The sequence below is a fragment of the Limnospira sp. genome (assembly GCF_051859755.1).
GTDB classification, from domain to species: domain Bacteria; phylum Cyanobacteriota; class Cyanobacteriia; order Cyanobacteriales; family Microcoleaceae; genus Limnospira; species Limnospira fusiformis.
This window is the reverse complement of the sequence record NZ_JBIMLI010000016.1, coordinates 28,643-52,040: the sequence shown is the minus strand read 5'-3', so window position 1 is coordinate 52,040 and position 23,398 is coordinate 28,643. Positions and strand designations below refer to the sequence as shown.

General features: G+C 45.0%; 12 protein-coding genes. 9 read left to right on the top strand and 3 right to left on the bottom strand.

The window, feature by feature from the left end:
• Positions 1-311: 311 nt before the first annotated feature.
• Complete coding sequence (locus ACTIE0_RS04855) at positions 312-3,845, top strand: PAS domain-containing protein (protein ID WP_006669354.1); 3,534 nt, start codon at positions 312-314, stop codon at positions 3,843-3,845.
• A 327-nt stretch (positions 3,846-4,172) separates the two neighbouring features.
• Here the strand turns inward: ACTIE0_RS04855 and ACTIE0_RS04850 are convergent, their stop codons facing one another.
• A complete protein-coding gene (locus ACTIE0_RS04850; protein ID WP_006616223.1) occupies positions 4,173-4,340 on the bottom strand; it encodes a metallothionein in 168 nt (55 codons plus the stop codon).
• A gap of 159 nt (positions 4,341-4,499) precedes the next feature.
• Here ACTIE0_RS04850 and ACTIE0_RS04845 point away from each other — a divergent pair, with 159 nt between their 5' ends.
• Together ACTIE0_RS04845 and cpcD/petH are read left to right on the top strand one after the other, a co-directional pair.
• The gene (locus ACTIE0_RS04845; RefSeq protein ID WP_006624014.1) at positions 4,500-4,862 is read left to right on the top strand and encodes an ArsR/SmtB family transcription factor; all 363 of its coding nucleotides are present in this window, start codon (positions 4,500-4,502) and stop codon (positions 4,860-4,862) included.
• A 467-nt stretch (positions 4,863-5,329) separates the two neighbouring features.
• On the top strand, positions 5,330-6,535 hold the full coding sequence (gene cpcD/petH, locus ACTIE0_RS04840; protein WP_006669353.1) for a bifunctional rod-capping linker CpcD/ferredoxin--NADP reductase PetH: 1,206 nt from the start codon (positions 5,330-5,332) through the stop codon (positions 6,533-6,535).
• Between the two features lie 171 nt (positions 6,536-6,706).
• Here the strand turns inward: cpcD/petH and petG are convergent, their stop codons facing one another.
• A complete protein-coding gene (gene petG, locus ACTIE0_RS04835; protein ID WP_006616220.1) occupies positions 6,707-6,820 on the bottom strand; it encodes a cytochrome b6-f complex subunit V in 114 nt (37 codons plus the stop codon).
• 1,568 nt (positions 6,821-8,388) lie between these two features.
• On the opposite strand from petG, the gene ACTIE0_RS04830 reads away from it, so the two are divergent.
• From ACTIE0_RS04830 to hpsU, 3 genes are read left to right on the top strand one after another with little or no spacing between them, the layout of a single operon-like run.
• Positions 8,389-9,333 (top strand): glycosyltransferase family 2 protein, encoded by a 945-nt coding sequence (locus ACTIE0_RS04830; protein ID WP_174447157.1) that lies wholly within the window; start codon positions 8,389-8,391, stop codon positions 9,331-9,333.
• A gap of 41 nt (positions 9,334-9,374) precedes the next feature.
• The gene (locus ACTIE0_RS04825) at positions 9,375-10,325 is read left to right on the top strand and encodes a glycosyltransferase family 2 protein (protein ID WP_006620802.1); all 951 of its coding nucleotides are present in this window, start codon (positions 9,375-9,377) and stop codon (positions 10,323-10,325) included.
• On the top strand, positions 10,322-10,906 hold the full coding sequence (gene hpsU, locus ACTIE0_RS04820; RefSeq protein WP_006620803.1) for a hormogonium polysaccharide biosynthesis acetyltransferase HpsU: 585 nt from the start codon (positions 10,322-10,324) through the stop codon (positions 10,904-10,906). Before ACTIE0_RS04825 ends, hpsU begins: the two co-directional genes overlap by 4 nt.
• A gap of 102 nt (positions 10,907-11,008) precedes the next feature.
• Here hpsU and ACTIE0_RS04815 read toward each other — a convergent pair whose 3' ends face one another.
• On the bottom strand, positions 11,009-12,430 hold the full coding sequence (locus tag ACTIE0_RS04815; protein WP_006668058.1) for a proton extrusion protein PcxA: 1,422 nt from the start codon (positions 12,428-12,430) through the stop codon (positions 11,009-11,011).
• Positions 12,431-12,510: 80 nt separating this feature from the next.
• On the opposite strand from ACTIE0_RS04815, the gene ACTIE0_RS04810 reads away from it, so the two are divergent.
• From ACTIE0_RS04810 to ACTIE0_RS04800, 3 genes are all read left to right on the top strand, one after another.
• Positions 12,511-14,736: a hypothetical protein gene (locus ACTIE0_RS04810; protein ID WP_006668059.1), complete on the top strand. Its 2,226-nt coding sequence runs from the start codon at positions 12,511-12,513 to the stop codon at positions 14,734-14,736.
• A gap of 556 nt (positions 14,737-15,292) precedes the next feature.
• Complete coding sequence (locus ACTIE0_RS04805) at positions 15,293-19,051, top strand: Ig-like domain-containing protein (RefSeq protein WP_006668060.1); 3,759 nt, start codon at positions 15,293-15,295, stop codon at positions 19,049-19,051.
• Positions 19,052-19,154: 103 nt separating this feature from the next.
• On the top strand, positions 19,155-23,398 hold a 4,244-nt coding region (locus ACTIE0_RS04800; protein ID WP_439516851.1), incomplete at its 3' end, for a cadherin-like domain-containing protein.

The window sequence follows — 23,398 nt, the reverse complement described above, 5'->3', positions numbered from 1 at the left end:
CTGTTACCTTAACGGGTAATAGTGCTATCGTCGCATTGTCAGGCAATAGCCGGATAAATGTCGCGTAAATGTATCAGACCCTCTCCCTATGCCAGTGTTTTGCCCAGGGGATACTCCTGGCCGCGTGCTGTTTAAAAACTTATTATTGTTTGATAATAATATGGCTTATGATCGGAGATAGCAAAGTGCGCGGAAAATGGGTTATAGGGTGGAAACTTGGGATTGTTACCTATTACCTATTCAAATCTTGCATCAAGTGTTAAACGCGCCCTTAAAGCCTTGGTCTGATTGAGTAGAGAGGTGCACTGAAAATGACCCCAGAACCATCTGTACAATCTGAGTTGACAGGTAAACATGGAAATCTCATGAATGAATGCCAACAACTTCAAGAATTAATGGCGGGGATTTCTGGGGTATTTTATCAATATCTATTGTCTGCTGATGGTAGTGAAAAATATACCTATATTATTGGCAATTTTAGAGATATTTATGGGGTAGAATTAGATGATTTTTGCATCAATTCGGACAACATTTTTGGATTAAAAAAAAAGGGCGATCGCCAAAATTTTTATAAGTCTATTTATGATTGTGCAGCCAGTTTAAAAACTTGGTCTAGACATTGGCAATATACCACCCCAGATGGCCAATGGAAATTGCTATATGCCAGTGCCAAGCCCGAGAGAAAACCTAATCACGATATTGTCTTGAATGGCTTTATTTTTGATACGGAAATGGCTGGGGACTATCATGATGGTAATAATCCCGCAAAATTGCCAGCTATTATTACCTCGAAATTTACTCATATTTTCAATTTCAGACAGCACAGGTTACTGGCTTCTCTACAAAAACGTTTAGCTGAATGGTGGCATCATAGAAATCAAATCGATCACCTATTTAACCATACCGTTGACCTGGTGGCAATTCTCAACCTGGAAGGTAACTTTAAGTTTCTTAATTCCGCCTGGGAAATTAGCTTAGGCTATGATTTTAATGAACTGATAGATAGTTCTTTTATGAGTTTGGTATATGAGCCAGACCAAACCATAACTTTTCAGGAATTTAATGCTATACATTATGGCAAAACTCGTCAGTTTGAAAATCGACTTTTATCTAAAGATGGCTCCTATCAATGGTGGTCCTGGACTTTTGTGCCTGTGTTCGAGTCGGGGTCTATTTATGGAGTAGGTAGAGATATTACTGAACAAAAAGCGATCGCCGATAATTTCAAGGCTGTTGAAGATAAGTTCCGAAGGATTATCGATTTTACCTATGATTGGGAATATTGGATTAATCCTCAACAGGAAATTGTATATGTTTCTCCCTCCTGTGAACGCATAACTGGCTACTCGGTCAAGGAGTTTATGCAAGACCCTAGCCTATTGGCAAAAATTATTCATCCTGAAGATCGCGATCGCATAATTCCTTATTTATATGAAAATGTCTGCGATCGTAATAACCAGGAAATAGATTTTCGTATGATCACCCGCGATCAACAAGTGCGTTGGATTGGTCATAACTATCAGCCTATCTATGATGCAGCCGGACAGTATCAGGGAAAACGGGTTAGTAACCGAGATATTACTCAACGTAAACAGAAAGAAACTGAAGCCTTGCGAGTAGCTGAAAACCTGGAAATGGCGCAGCGTATTGCTCATATAGGTAATTGGGAATATGATGTTGTTACTCAAAAAATTACTTGTTCTGATGAATTTTTGCAGATTTTGGGTTTGGTCAAAGACCAAGATTGTTTAACCTTTGAGGAATTACTAAAACTTATTCATCCTGACGATCGCGACAATTGGCTAAACCAAGTTGAGAGAGCTTTAGCTACCGGAAAATCCTACGAAATTGACCACCGTATTGTTAGACCTGATGGCATTCGTTATATTCAAGGTCGCGGGGAGGCGGTTCGTAACCAAGTCGGACAGGTACTGCGCCTATTTGAAATTGCTATGGATATTACCGATCGCAAAAACTCTGAGCAAATTTTGCGCGATCGTGAGCAGTTCCTCTCTAGTATTTATGATGGAATTGAACAAGCAATTTTTGTCGTTGATGTTACCCAAGATGGAGACTTTCAGTTTGTGGGATGGAACCCCGCATCCGAAAAAATTACTGGCATCAAATCTAGGGATATTATCGGTAAAAAACCCGAAGATATGTTTTTAGATGAATATGCTAAAGCTATCCGCTGTCACTATGAAACTTGTTGGCTGAAAAAGTCATCATTACAGTATGAGGAATATTTGAATTTTGGTCAAAATAAATTTTTTTTTCTCACTACTCTTAATCCTATTATAGACGATTCGGGAAGAGTTAACCGAATTATTGGCACAGCTTTTGATATTAGCAGCCTTAAAAAAACTGAGGAAAATTTAAGAATTTCCGAAGCACAACTGCGAGAACTAGCAGAAAGAGAAGCACTCGAAAATTGTCTATCTGGGTTGATTCGTAACTCCCTGGATACAGATACTATTTTGGCAACTGCTGTCGCTGAAATTAGGCGTGTATTAAATATAGATCGCACCTATTTTGTCTGGTATAGAAGCGACTTAGATACCCCTGAATGGGAAGTTCGCAAAGAAGCCAAAATTGACTCTATCACGAGTATTTCTGAACTTTACCCCGGCGATGCTTTGCGTCCAGTTAGCAAATATATCCGATCTGGAGAAATGATGCGAATTGATGATATTGCCACCTGTCCGACTCCCACTATTCGCAATTTCTTTTTGGTGTTAGAATGCCGTTCTGTTTTGATTTTACCCATTCAGACACAACAAGACACTAAAGGAGCTTTAGTCCTAGCACATTGTCAGGATATCCATAATTGGACTCATTCAGAAGTCGCGCTATTAGAAGCGATCGCTAATCAATTAGTCATTGCTCTGAACCAAGCAGAACTCTACGCCGCCACCCAGGAAGCCGCCAGAGTAGCACAAGCGCAAACTGAAACCCTAGAAGCTACATTAAACCAACTTCAACAAGCACAAGTTCAATTAGTGCAATCCGAAAAAATGTCTAGCCTAGGGCAAATGGTAGCAGGTTTGGCTCATGAAATCAACAACCCAGTCAGCTTTATTTACGGCAATATTACCCATGCTAAAGAATATACCAGAGATTTATTAGGACTAATTGAACTATATCAAAAGCATTGCCCCCAAGCACACCCGGAAATCACCGAAGAAATAGAAACTATTGATTTTCAATTTTTAATAGAAGATTTGCCGCGTCTATTTAAATCAATGACTTTGGGAGCAGATCGGATTCGAGATATTATTAAATCCCTGCGAACTTTTGCGAGGCTGGATGAATCGGAAGTTAAATATATTAACCTACATGAAAACCTCGACAGTACCTTGATGATTCTTGATAATCGTCTGAAAGAAAAACCATTACATCCCGCGATTCAAGTCCATAAACAATATGGAGATATTCCCCAGATTGAATGTTGTGCTGGACAGCTTAATCAGGTGTTTCTCAACCTAATCAATAATGCTATTGATGCTATTTGCGATCGCTACAAAAAACAGACCCAGGAACAAATTATCAACGAGCCAGGTATGATTTGGATCAGCACCATGCTAACCGAGCAAAAAACCGTCCAAATTCGCATTGCTGATAACGGTATTGGTATCAGTCAGGAAATCATCTCCAAAGTCTTTGACCCTTTCTACACCACCAAACCCGTGGGTTCAGGAACAGGTTTAGGACTATCCACCAGCTATCAAATTATCGTCGAAAAACACGGAGGAACCCTGCGTTGTGTTTCCCAAGAGTCTGTGGGAAGCGAGTTTGTTATTGAAATACCCCTAAAACTTCCCCAAAACTCTTCCTCAACTTCATGATCACTCCGACTTTGTAGGTTGGGTGAAACCAAGTGTAACCCAACTAAAGACTTGGTAGAGACTTTGTAGGTTGGGTGAAACCAAGTGTAACCCAACTAAAGACTTTGTAGGTTGGGTGAAACCAAGTGTAACCTAACCAGAGACTTTGTAGGTTGGGTGAAACCAAGTGTAACCTAACTAAAGACTTGGTAGAGACTTTGTAGGTTGGGTGAAACCAAGTGTAACCCAACCAGAGTCAGCAAAGCGATCGGCTAAATTCCCCAAAAAATAGCAGCAGATTATCTATCACCATCCATCAACTCTGCTGCTACCCCCCAAATTAATTAATCAGTGGTGACAATTGCAACCCTTATGACCGCAACCATCCCCATTAGGATGGCCATTAGCACAGGCTTCGCTACAGTAATATTGGCCATTTTTGGCGATCGCTTTTGTCGTATCCACAATACACAGACAGGACTCGCAGGCGCATTTCATTTGAGTTACCGTGGTCATCAGAACTTCTCCTCAAGATATAATAGACTTATGCTTGAACAAGCTTTCATAGTAACTACTATAACATCTGAACAGACTTTCAGATATATGTATCTGGAAGTTTAATAATTTCTTTAGAATTGAGATTAATCCCCCACAGTCAAACCCCCACATCACAATATGTCTGACACCCTTGATAGCAATCCCCATCACCACGACCACCAGCCCCTCGCCCCAGAGAAAATTTTGAGCATGGAAAAGGCCCAACGGATGGCAGAATTTTTTAGTACCCTAGGAGACCCCAACCGCTGGCGTATCTTGTCAGCACTAGCCCTGAAAGAAATGCGTGTGCGAGACCTAGCCGCCGCCGTTGACATGACCGAATCCGCCGTATCCCACCAACTGAGAATTCTGAGGACCATGCGCTTTGTCAGTTATCAGAAAAGGGGACGCAATGTAGTCTATGGTCTCAAAGACCATCATATTTTCAACCTTTATCGGGATGTATCCGAACATCTCGATGAACCCGAAGATCACCCGTGAAAATCAACCGCCAATTCTGTTTCCGGAGGACCACCAATTTATAAAACCGCAATTTTACCATACAAGCGAAAAATATGCAATAACTTTCACAAAAAGCCAGCAATTCTCATTATGGAAATTTTGCCCCAGCTTATTGAGAATCATCTCAAGAGCGATTCTTGAAAGCCCCATTCTTTCGTTCAAGATTGGGCATCATCGGGCATCTTGGACAGGATGCGGGTCAAAATGAGAATTGCTGACAAAAAGCCATCCTCGGCTACCTTAAAGAATGGGGCTTTGTACCCCATTTTTTGATAAAATGGCTAGGAGTGTGACAGGTTCGGGAATATAAACTCCACCTCTGGCTAGGAGTGTGGGAGTAATTGGTCTGAACAATTTAGCAATTTTGCTTTAAAAATCGCCGAAACTGATCAATCTGTCACAGTTTTTGGGTGAACAGCTCAGTATTGTTAAGGGAGAAATAACGAATGTACAGTCCAACTGGAACTGGTGTTGCTATGAGGACAGGAGCGGCGGGCCGTATCTTTGTCTTTGAAGTCGAAGGGATGCGTCAGGGACAGAACACTGACAACTTTAACTATCCCATTCGTCGCAGTGGCACAGTCTACCTCACCGTTCCCTACGAACGCATGAACCAGGAGATGCGTCGCCTATCTAAAATGGGGGCCAAGATTGTCAATATCTACCCTGCTGGCGAAACCCCTCCGGTTCGGACTCAAGCGGCACCAGAAAATGGACAACAGAGCCAATCATCTGGAACCCAAACCCCTACTATGACTCAAGCGAAAGCCAAAACAGATATTCCTGTTAACATTTACAAGCCCAAAAATCCATATATCGGCAAATGCCTGTCTAACGAAGAGTTAGTTAGGGAAGGTGGAACCGGGACTGTTCGCCATTTGATTTTTGATATCAGTGGCGGCGACTTGCGCTATCTCGAAGGTCAGAGTATTGGTATTATTCCGCCAGGAACTGACAACAATGGCAAACCCCATAAACTCAGGCTGTATTCGATCGCCTCTACCCGTCATGGCGACCATGTAGATGATAAAACAGTTTCCCTATGTGTTCGTCAGTTGGAATATAAACACCCAGAAACCGGGGAAACCGTCTATGGAGTTTGCTCAACTTATCTGTGCAACCTGGAAGCTGGGGCTGATGTGGCTATTACTGGCCCGGTCGGTAAAGAAATGCTGCTCCCAGAGGATGAGGATGCCACTATCATTATGATGGCAACGGGTACGGGAATTGCGCCTTTCCGGGCATTCCTGTGGCGGATGTTTAAGGAACAGCACGAAGATTACAAGTTCAAAGGCTTGGCTTGGCTGTTCTTTGGCATTCCTTACAGCCCCAACATCCTCTATCAACAGGAACTTGAAGAATTACAGCAACAGTTCCCTGAAAACTTCCGCCTGACATTAGCCATTAGTCGGGAACAACAAAACCCAGAAGGTGGCAAAATGTATATCCAGGATCGGATTAAGGAAAATGCCGATCAGTTATGGGAATTGATCCAAAAACCCAACACCCATACTTATATTTGCGGTCTCAAAGGTATGGAAGGCGGCATTGATGAGGGAATGTCGGCCGCAGCAGGTAAGTTTGATGTTGACTGGTCTGATTATCAGAAGCAACTCAAGAAAAAGCACCGTTGGCACGTTGAAACCTACTAGGACATCAACTTAACCATTTGACTGGCGGGCGTGGCTCTTGAGTCGCGCCCTTTTTGTGGCTGGATTGGACTGATTGGACTGCTCTCGGCAATTATCATCAAAAAATCGCGATCGCTCCTCGAAACCTCAGAGACAAGGCAGCCCAGAGACAAGGCCTGCCTTGTGGGAATCTTAGTCAATCAGTTGATTTCCGCGTTTGTACTGCTGATAGGCTGCAAAGAATAGTCCCGCTAATGTCACCAGGATTAAGCCTAAGACGATCCCCGAAAGTAATGGTTCAATCACGTTGAAACTCCTTGATGTTAAGTTTTGATCGTTATGGTCGAAAGGGAAGTCGCCTTCCCCAACTCCAATTCCAAACCGTACTTGAGACTTTCACCTCATACGGCTCCTGATGTAGATACCCTTCATTGTCACTAGGAACAGGGTTACGAACCCCCGCTTTATGATTCCAACTTTGGGAGCTTGGCATACAACTCGTAGTCTTTAAACTCGCTCTCGTCATATTACTCCTACTTGTCGCAGTCTCTATATCTACACCGTGACTAGTGGGCATATCCTAATCATTACAATTAGGCATTGGCTTTCAGTCACATCCTTTCCCCTCAATGGTATACGCTTACACTTTTCACTACTCCTTGTGAGTAATATTGCTCACTTTTTTGATAAGGAGAACCAATGAGGAGTTTAAACGTTCCGTTTATATGGGCATTCCATCTTTAGACTTGTCCTCTCCACCGGGGTACTTAAAAAGGTCTGTGTAGGTGTTTTATGCAAAACCCTACTTTTCCCCTTGCTCTTTTGAGCGCAGCGTGGCAACCTATTACGCTGCTAAATCATTACGATGGTTCAAGCCGGACATTCGGTTTCCCTAATCATGGATGGTTGGCAGTGGTCGCATTTGGTAGTAGGTTCTACCTCACGCCTTCCGTTCCCCGCTTCAATCCCAGAATCGTGTATCCTGAAATTGGGGGTGGCTATCGCCTTTACTCTCTACTCCCTGATTTCTCAGTTTGTTTATGACCTTGAGTCCCCTGCCTTGCTCAGATTTCTCCAAGCGTCGGGACATATAAACAGTTATGGGATGGTCAGGATACGAGTCCCTTATATTCCACCAAGGGGTGGAAGTCCCACTAGGAGGCTATTTCGGGCATTGCATCCCTATTTCACTCCTAAACGTCTCGCACGCATGATTGGATTTTACCATGAATCCGACTTGATGAGTATGTCGTCAGGGAAATTTGGCATGGTCTGGGGTTTGACCGTATATTCATTATTGAGTTGCGAATCTTTTGGGGTATTGTACCTTATTGTCCTAAGATGTAAAGCAAATCTTGGATTAAATTCTGGCTCTGTCTAACCTCCCTCAAGGCTAACATCACAAAAAAAGCGATCGCCCTTCGCTCAATTTTACAGCGATCGCTAGGTTTATGAAAAACAACCAGTTACTTCTATTATAATACCAACATCAACACAAGTCAACAATTCTTTCCCATTTAGCTGTAATTAAACTCGGTCTGATGCTCATTGAAACAAATGCCTTTACCAACTGGTTTATTAAATGCTGCTACTGTAAAAATTCAAGACTGAACAAGCTGTAATTAATGTTATAGGGAGGAACGCTATCAAAATTATTTAATCCCCGCGAGGATGATTAAACACCAAGGCTAGACCAATTTAACAGGGGGTTCTGTAAAAATAATGGGAATTTTGATAAAGATTGTGTAAAATGATAGCATCCTAATCTAGGCTCGTAACTGCGACCCGTGGGGACTAAGTTAACCCAGATTAGTGGTCAGGGAATTTGCATCAACGGTTGGGAAACCCATCAGCAACCTCTAGGAACTCTAGTTATGTCTGAACCGCTGATTTCTGCGATCATTTGTACCCATAATCGAGCCAACTACTTAGGGGCGGCGATCGATAGCTTGCTAGACCAGGAATTTGATGAGTTTGAGGTGATAGTGGTAGATAATGCTTCGAGCGATCGCACCCGTGAAATAGTCGAAAGCAAACTCGATCACCCTAAACTCGGTTATGTCTACGAGCCGATCACAGGTCTGTCCGTCGCCCGCAATACCGGAGCCAAAACCGCCCAGGCTCAAATTTTAGCTTACCTAGACGATGATGCCGTCGCTAGTCGCCAATGGCTAAGGGTACTCTACAGAGCGTATCAAGACAACCATAAACTAGCCGTAGCAGGAGGTCGCGTTACCTTAATTTGGCCAGAAGGCATCACCCCACCCCCATGGCTATCCCCCGGTTTAGCCGAAAACTTAGGAGCATATAACCTGGGAGATGATATCCTTTATATCACTAATCCCGGCTTAACCCCCAGAGGACTAAACTACTCTATCCGCCGCACCTTTCTTGACCAAATTGGAGGCTTTGACCCTAATCTAGGTAGAGTGGGAAAACGGCTGCTTTCTAACGAAGAACTGGTGATGACAGAAGAAGCTCTCAACCGAGGCTGGGAGGTGGCTTATATTCCCGATGCTTTGGTGGCTCATAATGTCGCTCCGGAAAGAGTTAAGCGCAGTTGGTTCATGGAGAGAGGCTGGTGGCAGGGAATTAGTGAGTGTTACCGTGAACAACTGTCAGGACGCGCCAACTGGGGACAATTAGGGCGGGGCGGCGAGAATATGGTCAGAGGACTTTACAAATCCCTAAAGTATTTTAACGATCCAGCTACCCGATTTGATAATTTGGTTTATGCTTATGGTCAAATTGGCTATTTAGGAGCGGCGATCGCTGGTTTGTTAAACATCAACAACACAGCCACCAAACCCAAAACATGAGAAATCACCTATCTTAATGGTCTACTTATCAACATTGTGTTATGAGCATTACTGCATCCAAAATTCCCGTTTCCGTGCTAATTCCTGCCAAAAATGAACAGGAAAACCTCCCCGCTTGTCTAGCTAGTGTGGCTGTGGCTGATGAAATTTTGGTGGTCGATTCTCAAAGTAGCGATCGCACTGTGGAAATTTCCGAGAGTCTGGGAGCTAAAGTTGTACAATTCCACTTCAATGGTCAATGGCCGAAAAAGAAAAACTGGTCCTTAGAAAACCTCCCCTTTCGTAATGAATGGGTGCTAATTGTGGACTGTGACGAACGCATCACCCCCGAATCTTGGCAAGAAATTGCCCAAAAAATCCAAGACCCGGAATATTCTGGCTATTACATTAATCGTCGGGTATTCTTCCTGGGGAAATGGATTCGCCACGGCGGTAAATATCCCGACTGGAACCTGCGTCTATTCAAGCATAAACTAGGTCGCTACGAAAATCTAAACACGGAGAATGTCCGCAATACCGGAGATAACGAAGTACACGAGCACGTAGTTATCTCGGAAGGAAAAGTCGGTTATCTTCAAGAAGATATGCTTCATGAGGATTTCCGGGATTTGTTCCACTGGATAGAACGCCATAACCGTTATTCTAACTGGGAAGCACGGGTTTACTACAATATCCTCACGGGTCAGGACGATAGTAAAACCATTGGGGCTGATTTATTTGGAGATGCAGTCCAGCGGAAACGCTTTTTAAAAACTATTTGGGTCCGACTGCCCTTTAAGCCTCTGTTGCGATTTATCCTATTCTATATTATCCAACTGGGTTTTTTGGATGGTCGCGCTGGCTATATTTATGGCCGACTATTGAGCCAATATGAATATCAAATTGGGGTGAAACTGTACGAATTGCGTCAATTTGGTGGTCAGTTGAATGTGGCTAAAACCACCACAAACACGGTCACGCCTCAGTCTGTACCTCAAACAGTGGAAAAATGACGAAAACCGACACATCGACAGAAGCCTGGGTTGATCTGCGAAAGTATGATCAATCTGGGTTTGACCGGGGGAAGCCAGGATGGTTTATTTTGCTGTGGTGGCTGGTTCAGGCGATCGCCTTTCCCCTCACTCCTCACCCGTTTAATAACATTCGCTGTGGGATTTTGCGACTGTTTGGGGCCAAAATTGGTCAAGGGGTAATTATTCGACCTACCGCTAGGTTTACTTACCCCTGGAAAGTGGCGATCGGTGATTATAGTTGGATTGGTGATGATGTGGTACTTTATAGCCTAGACCGTATCGAAATCGGTGAGCATTGCGTGATTTCTCAAAAGTCCTATTTGTGTACCGGAAGCCACGATATCCATGACCCCGCTTTTGGTCTACAAACCGCCTCAATCGCGATCGCCCCTGGGGTGTGGGTGGCTACAGATTGCTTTATCGGACCGGGTGTGGCGATCGGTGCTAATACAGTTGTCGGCGCTAGATCCAGCGTCTTCAGTGACCTACCAGCAGCCCAAATTTGCTTAGGAACCCCCTGTCGTCCCCATTCCCCCCGAAATCTCATAATTAACAATTAATAATTAATAATTAATAATTAATAATTATGGGGGCGGGTTCTGTTAGTTGATCGCCTTCCCACCCCACCATATTAATAAACCCGATCCAACTCGGGGCTGCTGTTATTCATTCATAGTCTTATAGGTCGATACTGCGGAAGGTGAACTGCGGTTGAGGTAGCGGAAAATCCAATACTTAAATACCGCATCTAATATAACCGGAAATGTTGCAATAAACAGAAAGTTAAAATCTCGACTTTCTGCTACTCCGAAATGTCTAGCCACACTTTCCAGAATTACCTCCCAACCGTGGGGGGAGTGGAAACCTACGAACATATCAGTTAACAAAATAATGATAAATGCCTTGGCGCTATCACTGAGACCATAAATTATATCCCCCATAAATGATTTCAAAACTTGCACTTCTTGCTTGTTGTTAGACAAAATTAACACAAACGTAAACACTGATATAATATCAGCAAAAATGTTTTTAATAGCATTAGAACTTAATGTGCGATATTCCTCGGCAATTTTGATGGCTTTGGCTTGGGTTCTTTCCTCCAACTCTTCCTCGGTTAATTCTGGTATGAAACCCACCATCATCTCAAACTTTAACCTGGCCTCATATCTCTCGATTTCCATCAATGCTTCTTCTTCCATGTCAACATTCATAAATATGGGCGTGTTTTCATTTACCCAAAATCTATCGACCAAGGGACCAACCACAAAGTTTTTCGACAATTGCTGAGTCAGAAGCGGCACTAAAATCAAAATGAGAATAAATCTAATTGCAATAATAGTTTTAACTTTCGATTTCCGATAATCTTTAATGACCTGTTCTTCTGACTCTGGGTTAAGTTCCCGTTTAATGCGAGTCACAGTTCTGAGCAAAGTTCGAGGTAGAAAGCTAGTGCCGGAGTTTTCAGATTGGAGGTTATCTTTAAGATTATTATCCGCTTTGGGGGGAGAAATAGGGATATCTGAACTGAGAATAGACTTAGACTTTTGGGGAAGCGAAACCAGTCCATTTTCTGGATCGTTAGGTATCAGAGAACGGCTTTCTAAGTCCTCAAGTGTTACCAGTGCTTTAGATGTTGATGGTACTTTGCTTGGGGATTTTTTTTGATGATAACGGCTAGTTACAGCATCAATAAATTCTAGTTTTTCACAGACGATCGCAATGGTATCGGCATCTTGATGGCGATCGTAAATATCATCCTGATTCCGCAACTTTCGATTAAGTTCGGCGGGGTCTATTTGTTCGGAAATGGCGAAAATAGAGCGGCTAGTGTTAAATTCTGCCAACCGCATTTGAATGACTTGTAAATACCTATTAACCTCCGATTTAAAATAAGACAAGACTCGATCGCTATACTCATCAGAAGACGACCCGATCGCCTCACCATGAAAATGCTCATTTTCCAGAGAGCGGATTTTGAGAGCCGCATCTAATGCCTGATCTAAAGCTCGATCAGGAGTATCACGAAACCACTGATTAGCGCGATTGAGAAACCGCTTAAACTGAGTCCAATTTGAGGATGTCATAGTGAGTTGCCATAAACACCTATTTGAGGTTAGGCGCGAAAAAATGGTAATGTACGGGGTATATTAGCACTTTTACTGAAATGGCTGTGGTTTGGCAATCACTGTGGATTACCGGAGGCTCACGAACAGGTAAAACTACCCGTTTGGTAGAGCAATTTTGTCTTTGGAGTCAAATGTATCTAGGCGCTATCAAAGCGCCCTATTCAGCCCCATTTAAGCCCAAGCACCCTCTACAAGGCTTGCGTCCCCTAGTTTTAGCTGCTAATGGAACCAATAAACGCCATTTAGTTGATAGGATAACCCAAGCATCTGCTGGACAATATCCATTTTCCGCCATCACCATTATGGGATTTTTTCAGCAGGAAGTGCTTTTGTTCTGGCCCCTGCTAATTGAAGCCCTAGACCTGAGAGCCCAATTTCCCCAGAGGTTGCGTCCTGAACTAGAACAGGAACTTGCCAGCCAACTTTGGAGTCCTGAAATCGATAGCGGAAAATTAACGGACCTTGGGAAAGGACGCGATCGCATTGTCCGTACAACCCTCGATCTATTACAACTAGCAGCACTCAGCGGCACGCCTGTTGAAGATCTGCCTAGTATTTTAGAACGCCATGAGGCTGTTGATGACATTCCTGAGACAACCTATACCTGTATGACCGAGATGCTCCTGCGTTGGCAAAATTGGTGTCAGCAAAAGGGATTACTGACTTATGGGATTATAGCAGATTTATATTGGCCACATTTGTTAAAGCATCCCACCTATCAAAAGCATCTGCTCAATCAGCATCGAGTTATCTTAGCCGATGATGTGGATGAATACCCAGCGATCGCCCGCCATGTATTCGAGTTTTTATTAGAGAATCAAGTGATGGGAGCATTTACTTACAATCCCCAAGGTGCAGTGAGACTAGGTTTAGGGGCAGATCCTAAATATCTAGCACAGTTGCAAGATCGCTGTCAGATAGAACAGCTTTCTCCTGTCGAGGGTTTAGCGAAAACTCTCGGTACTCAGGTGGTGTCATGGATAAATCAAGATTATGGTCACTTTCCCGACTTGAGCAACTCTCAGCAGTCAGTTTTTGCCATAGAAACCACCTCTAGGGCTGAACTATTGCGGCGGACTGCTACAACCATCATAGAAGCCATTAAAAATGATCAAGTACAGCCCCAGGATATTGCTATCATCGCTCCGGGGCTAGATGCGATCGCCCGCTATAGCATTCGGGAAATTTTAACCCATGAAGGTATTGCCCTAGAAGAAATTCAACCACAGCAACCGCTGATAACTTCTTCCGTAGTGCGATCGCTACTTACCCTACTAGCCTTAGTATATCCAGGCTTAGGACGGTTAGTAGATAAAGATGCGATCGCCGAAATGCTGACCATTATCAGTAGCCATATCCCAGAGAGTAAACACAGCAGCACATCAGACCCCGACTCACCCGCGGCCAATTTTCCCATCCAGAATGCGATCGATCCAGTGCGAGCCGGTTTATTAGCTGATCACTGTTTCGCCCTTGATGTGCAAAATCCGAAATTACTGCCAATTAATACCTTTCCACGCTGGGACTGCCTCGGCTACCGTGCAGCCAACACCTATAAATATATTTGTGAGTGGTTAGCCCTACAGCAACAGCAGTATCATCAGAACCTCCTCCCCAGTCCTGTCGCCTTATTAGAGCGAGCCATCCAGGAATTTTTCCTTCCTAGGGCTACAGGTTCATCTTACTTAATTATGGATATGAATCGCCCAGCCTTAAAGGTTTTTGCACAAATCGACCTGTTGCGGGAATTAATGGAAACCGCCATCCACTTTTGGAATATTTATACCAGAGACAAACCCCAGCCATCACCCTTAGAAACCGTCGAAATCACTCGCCAATTTATTGAACTGTTGCGCCGGGGAGTTGTGACCGCCAACCCCTATCCCATGGGAGAAATGGCTGTTAAACCTCATCGTGTCACCCTCGCCACCATTTTCCAATACCGTGTCAATCACCAATCCCATTCCTGGCACTTTTGGCTAGATGTGGCCTCACCCCTCTGGTTCCAAGAGGGAGCCAGTAGCCTTTGGGGTGCGCCTCTGTTTCTCAGAGATATTCAACAGCAGAGACAGCCTTGGACCAGTGAGGATATGATGGCAGCAAACCAACAAAGACTACAAAGGATAGTCTGGGATTTATTAAGTCGGGTTAGCGATCGCCTTTACCTGTGTCATAGTGAATTATCAGTTAACGGTCAAGAACAACTCGGACCTCTTCTACCCCTCGTTAATAGTGTACAATACGCCCCTAGACCTAATCTGTAGGGGCGAAAAATTTTGCGACCCTACATTCCCCAATAGTTGAAACCGTCGATAAACCTCAGATAAAACTGGGTAGTATATATATCAGTTCTGCCAAGAGAGAAGTTAGGAAAACCGCAATATGAATCAAATTAAATTTATGAAATCCCGCTCAATACCCCCCTAAACTCATCAGATAATCTCAATCATACCAAATATTTTTTAATGCTGATTAATTCCCAATTCAGCTATAATTCACCCTGAACCAGTAAATTCTCAGTGTTTGTGCATGACAAATATACTCAATAATACCTCTTGATTTTCCAGAATCAGTCACCGGAAAACCTCAATAATTTATGATTAAAAGTCACAGTTTCTGCGATATTAGTATACGGGCATTGACTGAGCCATCATTAATCTGTTTAAATTGATAGCCATTCATCTTATGGCGATGACTTCAAATCACCCATGTGGCTACCTTCCCCAAATCATGCCCCCAAAAACTTAAATAGCCTAACCGTTAAAATAACCCCTTGTCTATGCCAAAATTCCCAAGTCATCACCAATTAGGAGTCACCTCATGACCAGTTCAACCATTCCCACCGCCCCCGCTCAACTTGCGTTGCGAGTATCTCCTGGAGATCAAATTCTCAGCCTCAACCAAGTTGTCCTCATCTTTCCCGCCGAACCAATACCCAACAGATTTGAAACCTTCCCTGGGTCCATCACCAACATATTACCCGCCTCCAACGGCTTAGGGGATACCCTACTCGGAGAGGGAGGAGTCACACTATTTGTTCCCGATGAGCCAGGCTTTGAAGCTACAATTCAAGGTAGCAGTGAAACCGTAATAGTAGTTAGAGCCGGCGGACAAGACCAAGGATTCCTCACCGTTCTAAATCGAGAACCCGGTAGACTCCAAAGCCGTGCAGACGGCTCCTTTGTCTTTATCCCTGACGATGCAGGAGACCCAGAGCCAGACCCAGGGACTGACCCATCACCAGATCCAGGAACTGACCCAGGAACTGACCCAGACCCAGAACCCAGAGAAAATCAACCTCCCATAGCCAACGATGTTTTTGTCACCACCACCCAGGGACAAGACACCTTTTTTGATGTACTCTTCAACGACACAGACCCAGACGGAGATACCCTCAGCGTTCAAAACTTCAGCAGCACCGCCAACGGAGCCTTAATCTTCAACGGTGCGGGAATATTCACCTATCGACCTAACCCAGACTTCTTTGGTACTGATCGCTTTAGTTACAATGTCACCGACGGGACAGACTCCGACCTAGCGCAAGTGGTGATCTCAGTTCAACCTGGCGATTTAGCCCAAATTATCGAAGGAATAGGTCAAGGAACCACCGGAGATGACTCCATTATCGGCTCATCAGGGGATGATGTCATTAATGGTTTAGCTGGAAACGATACCATCTTCGGTTTAGCTGGAAACGACCTCCTACAAGGTGACGAAGGCGACGATCTACTCTTCGGCAACCAAGGCAACGATACCCTAGACGGCGGACCGGGTAATGATACCGCCTATGGAGGTCAGGACAATGACCTGATTATTGGTGGGGATGGTAATGACTTACTATTCGGCAACCTCGGCAACGATACCCTATTGGGGGGACCTGGTGCAGATTCTATGTATGGCGGGGACGGCAACGACTGCATTCGGGGTGGTGTTGGGAATGACTTGATTTTTGGTGACAAAGGTAATGATATCCTCTGGGGAGATGACGGCAACGACACGATTTATGGTGGCGAAGGAGATGATTTAATCTTCGGTAATGATGGTGCTGATCTATTATTTGGGGGAGTTGGAAACGATACCATTTTTGGTGGACCAGGAAACGATACTATCATCGGCGGCGAAGGTGATGATCAAATTGCTGGAGAAGTGGGAGATGATTTATTATTTGGAGGTCTCGGAGCCGATACCCTCACAGGTGGTTCCGGTAGTGACACCTTTGCGATCGCCGAAGGTAGTGGCGGCGGTAGCGTAGAAGAAGCTAATGTCATTAATGACTTCACTGGTGGGACTGATAAAATTGGTTTGTTGGGGAACCTCACCTTTGAACAACTCAGCATTACCCAAAGCGAGGAAAACGCCGGGAATGCTATTATCCGTAATGGTAGTGATGGAGAGTTCCTAGCAGTTCTCATTGGGGTTAACAGCAATAACTTAACCGCCTCCGATTTTGTCCCCGTCGTCGGCTTGGACATCGGCATACCCACACCACCCACACCGACACCACCGACACCACCGACACCACCGACACCACCGACACCACCGACACCCACACCGACACCACCGACACCCACACCGACCCCTCCTGTACCTCCACTTCCGCCACCCCCACCCCCTATCAACTTGCCACCTAACGCAGTTGATGACCGGGTGAGACGAGCAGTGAACCAACCAGTGACCTTTGACGTACTCGCCAATGATAGCGACCCAGAAGGGGAACCTATTAGGGTGATTGAATTTACCATGACCACTGGGGGGGACTTAATCCAAAGTCCTGCTGACCCCAGAGGCGGAACATTTACTTATACTCCTAATCCTGGCTTTGTAGAGCCGGAAACCTTTACCTATACCATAACTGATGGTAGTGGTAACACTGCTCAAGCCACTGTATTTATACAGGTTAATCAACCGCCAGAATTAGTAGTTAATCGCGGGATTATCCTACTGCCAACTCAGCAACAAACCATCACAGTTAATAACCTATTTGCCGAAGACCCAGACAATCTTCCGACTGAGGTATTTTATGAGGTATTAAGAGAGCCTCAAGCTGGTATTATGCAGAGATTGGGGACTACTTCCACCGATCGCATTAGAACTGGCGATCGATTCAGCCAAGAAAGCATTAATACTGGTGCTATTATCTATACCTCTGGTAGAGAGTCTGGCGTAGATGATTTAGTATTCCGACTCACAGATAGTGTGGCCACCTTACCCCAGCAAATCTTTAGTATCTCAGTCGTGGATGACTTCATTCAGGGAACTGATGAAGATGACAACATAGTTGGTACAGCCTTGAGTGAGTACATTCAAGGATTTGGTGGTAATGATACCCTCGTGGGTGTTGGCGGTCGAAATATCCTCGAAGGAGGTCCGGGAAATGACTCCATAGTGGGGGGAAGTGGTAATGATGTCATTGATGGTGGAGAAGGAAACGATACCCTATTGGGTAACGAAGGTAATGACTCCATCTTTGGTGGACCCGGTAACGATTCCATCATTGGCGGTAGCGGAATTAACAGTCTATTTGGAGAAGGTGGAGACGATACCATTATCGGCGGTAATGACGGTAATTTACTTAGTGGTGGTGATGGTAATGACTCCCTCACTGGTGGCACAGGTAACGATACCATTTTTGGTGGTGATGGTAATGACACCATAAGGACTGAGCGAGGCGATAACCAATTATTTGGAGATGACGGTAACGATTTAATCTTCGGTGGAATTGGTCGAGATCTGATTCAAGGAGGACTAGGCAATGATACCCTAATTGGTGGCTCTGGTAATAACACCATTTTTGGTGGACCAGGTAACGATTCTATCGTTGGCGGCGAGGGAGATGACACCCTGTTTGGTGGTGAAGGTAACGACACCATTGAGGGAAGTGGTGGTGATAACAGCATCTTTGGCGGCGCTGGGAATGATTCGATTATAGCCGGACCAGGTAATGATACCGTATTTGCTGGACCGGGTAGTGATCAGGTCTTTGGTGGTGATGGTAACGACCTCATCTTCGGAGACAGTGGCAATGATACCCTCTTTGGTGGCAGTGGAGATGATACCATATCTGGGGGAGCAGGTTCTGACCTACTCACAGGAGATGCTGGTAACAATGTCTTCTACTACCTCAACCCCGGCGAGGGAGTCGATATCATCACTGATTTTAAACAACCAGGAAACGATCGCTTCTTAATTGTATCTGGAGAAAACAATTTTGATGGCTTAGTTCCCACCGTTGGCACCGCCGCCGCACCCCTCCAAAGTGCTATCATTAGCGCTCTAGGCTCCGAAGGTACCGACATTAGCGGACGACAATTAATTATCTTCCAAGACACCTTTGATAATATTCAAGCCGTTAACGCCGCGCTCAAAAATCAAAGGGGTTCAGATGGCGGTTCCGCTTTGTTCCTCTACCGGAATAACCTCACCTATCCAGGTTTCCAAGGTAACTATATTCTCGGTTTTGACCCGAACTTATCTGATGATAGTTTACCCGCCTTTGACCTGGCTATTCTGCCATCAATTGATCCTTCGACCGATAACATTAGTACCATTATCGGCTCTAATGATTTCATCATCATCTAGCCATAGTTCCTGATTTCCCAAAGCCGGGGAGAACAGTTAAACCCATATCCTCCCCTGTTTCAATATTCCCCCTAATACTTGATCACTATTAAGGAGTTCCATCATGACTGGTGTTAATATCCCTACCACCCTCGCTCTCATCTCTCGCCGAGTTATTCCTGGTAATAGTCTACTAAACACTAATAATATTGAATTAATTTTTCCGGCTGACCCCATTCCTGGTAAATTTCAAACCTTTGGGGGGACTATCGGGGATACCATGACCGGAGCCAATGGGGAACTCTTATTTATTCCTGAACAACCGGTTTTACAAGCTGTTTCGATCGCTACCAGTTCCATTGTTTATCTTGAACAAACTGACTCAGGCTTGCAAAGTCTCGCAGGACAAGTCGGAGAAACTTTACCTGGTGGTGGCGGGGAAATTCTCTTTCGACCAGAGGGTTTTGAGTTTCCCGAACCGGAACCCGCACCAACTCCCGCACCAACTCCCGCACCAACTCCCGCACCAACTCCCGCACCAACTCCCGCACCCGACCCAGAACCCGCACCCGACCCAGAACCCGCACCCGACCCAGAACCCGCACCCGACCCAGAACCAGAAATCATCACCATACAAGGTTCAGGAGTTGGTACAGAGGGAAACGATACCATTCTGGGTAGTGATTTTAATGATGCGATCGATGGTGTAGGTGGTAATAACATCATTTTCGGTTTAGGGGGAGATGACTTTATCCGAGGGGGTGATGGTGCAGACTCCATTAATGGCAATGACGGTAATGATACCATCTATGGTGGCGACGGAGATGATTGTATCCGGGGTGGTCAGGGTAATGATTTAATTTTTGGTGAAGGTGGGAATGACCTGTTATTCGGTGATAAAGATGCTGATATCCTCTTTGGTGTCTCTGGTAATAACACCATGTATGGAGGTCGAGGTAATGACAGCCTCATAGGGGGTGAAAATGACGACCTGATGTTTGGCGATAAGGGTAGCGATACATTAGTAGCTGGTGGTGGCAATAATACCCTTTATGGTGGCGCTGATAATGATTTCCTGTTTGGTGGGACTGGTAACGATTTACTCTTTGGTGATGATGGTAATGATGAACTCGTTGGTGGTAAGGGGAATGATACTATCTTTGGCGGTCCCGGTGACGACATAATTTTTGGCGGTGATGGTAATGATATATTAAGAGGCGGAAAGGGTAACGATCGCCTCTTTGGAGATGAAGGTAATGATTTACTAGAAGGCGGTCGTGGTGTTGATACCCTCACTGGTGGTGGTGGTAGAAATATATTTGTTGTTGGCTTAGTTGTCAGTGCGTCTGAAGGTGGTGGTAGTGTAATTACAGGTACCACTGGCGGCGCTTCCCCAGAATTAGCAGATTTGATCACCGACTTTCAAGCTGGTGTTGACAAAATTGGATTAACCGGAGGACTCACCTTTGCGGATATTGAAATTCGTCGTGGTGAAGGTGCCAATATCAGAAATACATTGCTCATAGACCGCAATACCGGAGACTTTTTAGCAGTTTTATTAAATGTAGATCCAGCCATGCTGGACGAAACAGATTTTCTCATCGACCCAGACGGACCTTTAGTAGATCCTGAACCTGAACCTGAACCTGAACCCGGACCTGAACCTGAACCCGAACCTGAACCTGAACCTGAACCCGAACCCGAACCCGAACCCGAACCTGAACCCGGACCCGACCCAGAACCCGAACCCGACCCAGAGCCAGAACCTAGTCCGACTCCGACTCCGACTCCTAGTCCTGAACCGACTCCCACTCCTCCTGTTCCCACTCCTCCCCCGGTTCCCACGCCAACCCCGACCCCGACTCCGACTCCGACCCCGACTCCGACTCCGACTCCTTCTGATGGTATTGAAGCCGGAAATGATACCCTTAGTGTGGCACAGAACAGTTCATTAAACGTTAATAATTCCACTCTGTTAGAGAATGATAGTCCGTCAAGACCAGGGGATATTCTCACCATCACAGATCTACCATCAACCACCAGCGAAGGTGGCACAATCGAGCGGACTAATTCATCTTTTATCTATACACCACCCAGGGATTTTGTGGGGGTAGATAGTTTCGTTTATACGGTGCGAGATAGTGCTGGTCAAACTGCTACTGCTACAGTTTTCATTAATGTAGAGTTAGTTAATGAGCCTCCTGTTATTGACCTCAATTCTGCCGCACCTGGGAACGATTTTAGCACCGACTTTACCGAAGGAGATTCTCCTGTCCGTATTGGCGCACTGGGTAGTATTAGCATTAGCGACCCAGATGGTGATGATATAGTTTCAGCCACTGTTACTATTACCAACCCCGCCAATGGAGAGGAAGAAGGTTTATCAATTACCGGGCTTTTATCTCCCAATATTACCGCCGATGCTTATGACCCAAATACGGGGGTTTTACTACTCACTGGAACTGCGCCTCCCGTAGCTTATGAAGATGCCATTTCCCGAATATTTTATAATAACACATCCCTAGCACCAGGGACAAGCGATCGCCTAATTACCGTCATCCTTAGTGATGGCATTGAAGACAGTAATCCCGCCAATTCTATCATTAGGATTACCGCCATTAATAACCCCCCGGAAAATACAGTTCCCGAACCACAAGAAACCGATGGAGAAACCCCCTTAGTATTCAGTGAAGAGAACAACAATTCCATTAGTATTGCCGACCCTGATGCTGGTAGTAGCCCAGTAGAAGTTAGCCTAGTTGCCACCAACGGCATTTTAACAGTCGGCACCAATACAGAAGGGGTGCAAATTAACGGCAGCGACACCGACACCCTAACCCTTACAGGTGTAATAGATTCACTTAACCGCGTCCTAGATGGTTTAACCTTTACCCCCACCGAGGGATTTAATGCCCAAAACGGACAGTTAGAAATTACCACCAACGACCTCGGAAACACCGGAGAAGGCGGTCCTTTAACGGCTACAGATACCATCACCATTGAAACCCTAAACCGACCACCCGTCGCGGAAGATGATCAGGTTGATGCTTTACTAAATACTGCCATAAACATCCCTGGGGAAACTTTACTAGCTAATGATAGCGACCCTGATGGTGATGTTCTGACCATCATAGAAGTGGCTAATGCTAATAACGGTACAGTAGAACTAGACCCAGAAGCCGGTGATGTGTTATTTACCCCGGACTCGGACTTTCTCGGAGAAGCTAGTTTTGAGTACACCATTAGTGATGGACGTTCAGGTACTGACACAGCCACAGTGACGGTGCTGGTAAAATCTCTCCCTACGGCTGTTGATGACGAGAATAACACCCTTGCTAACCAAATTTTGAGTGTTGAGTCATCGGAGGGAGTTCTCGCCAATGACTTCGATTTAGACGGGGATCCGTTAACGGTTGTGGCTTTTGATGGCAGGAGCGCTCAGGGTGCTACAGTACAAGTTAATCCCGATGGTAGTTATACATTCGACCCCAGAAATGCTAATGCTTTATTGGCGTTGCGGGAAGAACAGGAGATAGTTGATACTTTCACGTACACTATCGAGGATATTGATGGTAATCAGGCTACGGCTACCGTCCGCATTACTGTAACTGGAGTTAATGAACCTCCTGTTGCTGTCGATGATAGCAATAGTATCCTGGCGAATACAGTCTTAACTGTAAATGCGGCTCAAGGAGTTTTGGTTAATGATACCGACCCGGAAGGGGGTCTGTTAGAGGTGGTTGGTTTTGACTCTAATAGTTCTCGGGGTGCTACAGTTACCGTTAATTCTAATGGTAGCTACACCTACAACCCAACCGCAGTAGAATCATTTATAGCATTGCGGTCTGGTGCCACCTTAGAAGATACCTTCACCTATACAGTAGCTGATGATATGGGTAGTACAGCCACCGCTACTGTCACCATTACTGTCACCGGGGTTAATGAACCACCCAGTAACAACGTACCAGAAACCCAAGCCACTAATACTGATACACCGCTGGTATTTAGCACAGAAACTGATAATGCTATTACCATTGCTGACCCAGACGCGGGGGATGACCCGTTAGTGGTGACTATAGTGGCGACCAATGGGACAGTTACCCCAGGGGAAAATACCGAAGCGGTGGAAGTTACTGGCGAAAACACGGAAACTCTCACCTTGACTGGTACTCTCTCAGCTATTAACCAAGCCTTAGAAGGGTTAACATTTACCCCATTACCAGAGTTTCTCAACGAAAATGGTAGCTTGGAAATTACGACTAATGACCAAGGTGGTGGAGATCCTGATAATCCTTTAACGGCTACAGATACCATCACCATTGAAACCCTAAACCGACCACCCGTCGCGGAAGATGATCAGGTTGATGC

Coding starts and splice junctions, on each gene's coding strand:
- ACTIE0_RS04805 (WP_006668060.1), top strand. CDS start 15,293: ATGACCAGTTCAACCATTCCCACCGCCCCCGCTCAACTTGCGTTGCGA.
- ACTIE0_RS04850 (WP_006616223.1), bottom strand. CDS start 4,340: ATGACCACGGTAACTCAAATGAAATGCGCCTGCGAGTCCTGTCTGTGT.
- ACTIE0_RS04855 (WP_006669354.1), top strand. CDS start 312: ATGACCCCAGAACCATCTGTACAATCTGAGTTGACAGGTAAACATGGA.
- cpcD/petH (WP_006669353.1), top strand. CDS start 5,330: ATGTACAGTCCAACTGGAACTGGTGTTGCTATGAGGACAGGAGCGGCG.
- ACTIE0_RS04810 (WP_006668059.1), top strand. CDS start 12,511: ATGGCTGTGGTTTGGCAATCACTGTGGATTACCGGAGGCTCACGAACA.
- ACTIE0_RS04815 (WP_006668058.1), bottom strand. CDS start 12,430: ATGACATCCTCAAATTGGACTCAGTTTAAGCGGTTTCTCAATCGCGCT.
- hpsU (WP_006620803.1), top strand. CDS start 10,322: ATGACGAAAACCGACACATCGACAGAAGCCTGGGTTGATCTGCGAAAG.
- ACTIE0_RS04830 (WP_174447157.1), top strand. CDS start 8,389: ATGTCTGAACCGCTGATTTCTGCGATCATTTGTACCCATAATCGAGCC.
- ACTIE0_RS04845 (WP_006624014.1), top strand. CDS start 4,500: ATGTCTGACACCCTTGATAGCAATCCCCATCACCACGACCACCAGCCC.
- ACTIE0_RS04825 (WP_006620802.1), top strand. CDS start 9,375: ATGAGCATTACTGCATCCAAAATTCCCGTTTCCGTGCTAATTCCTGCC.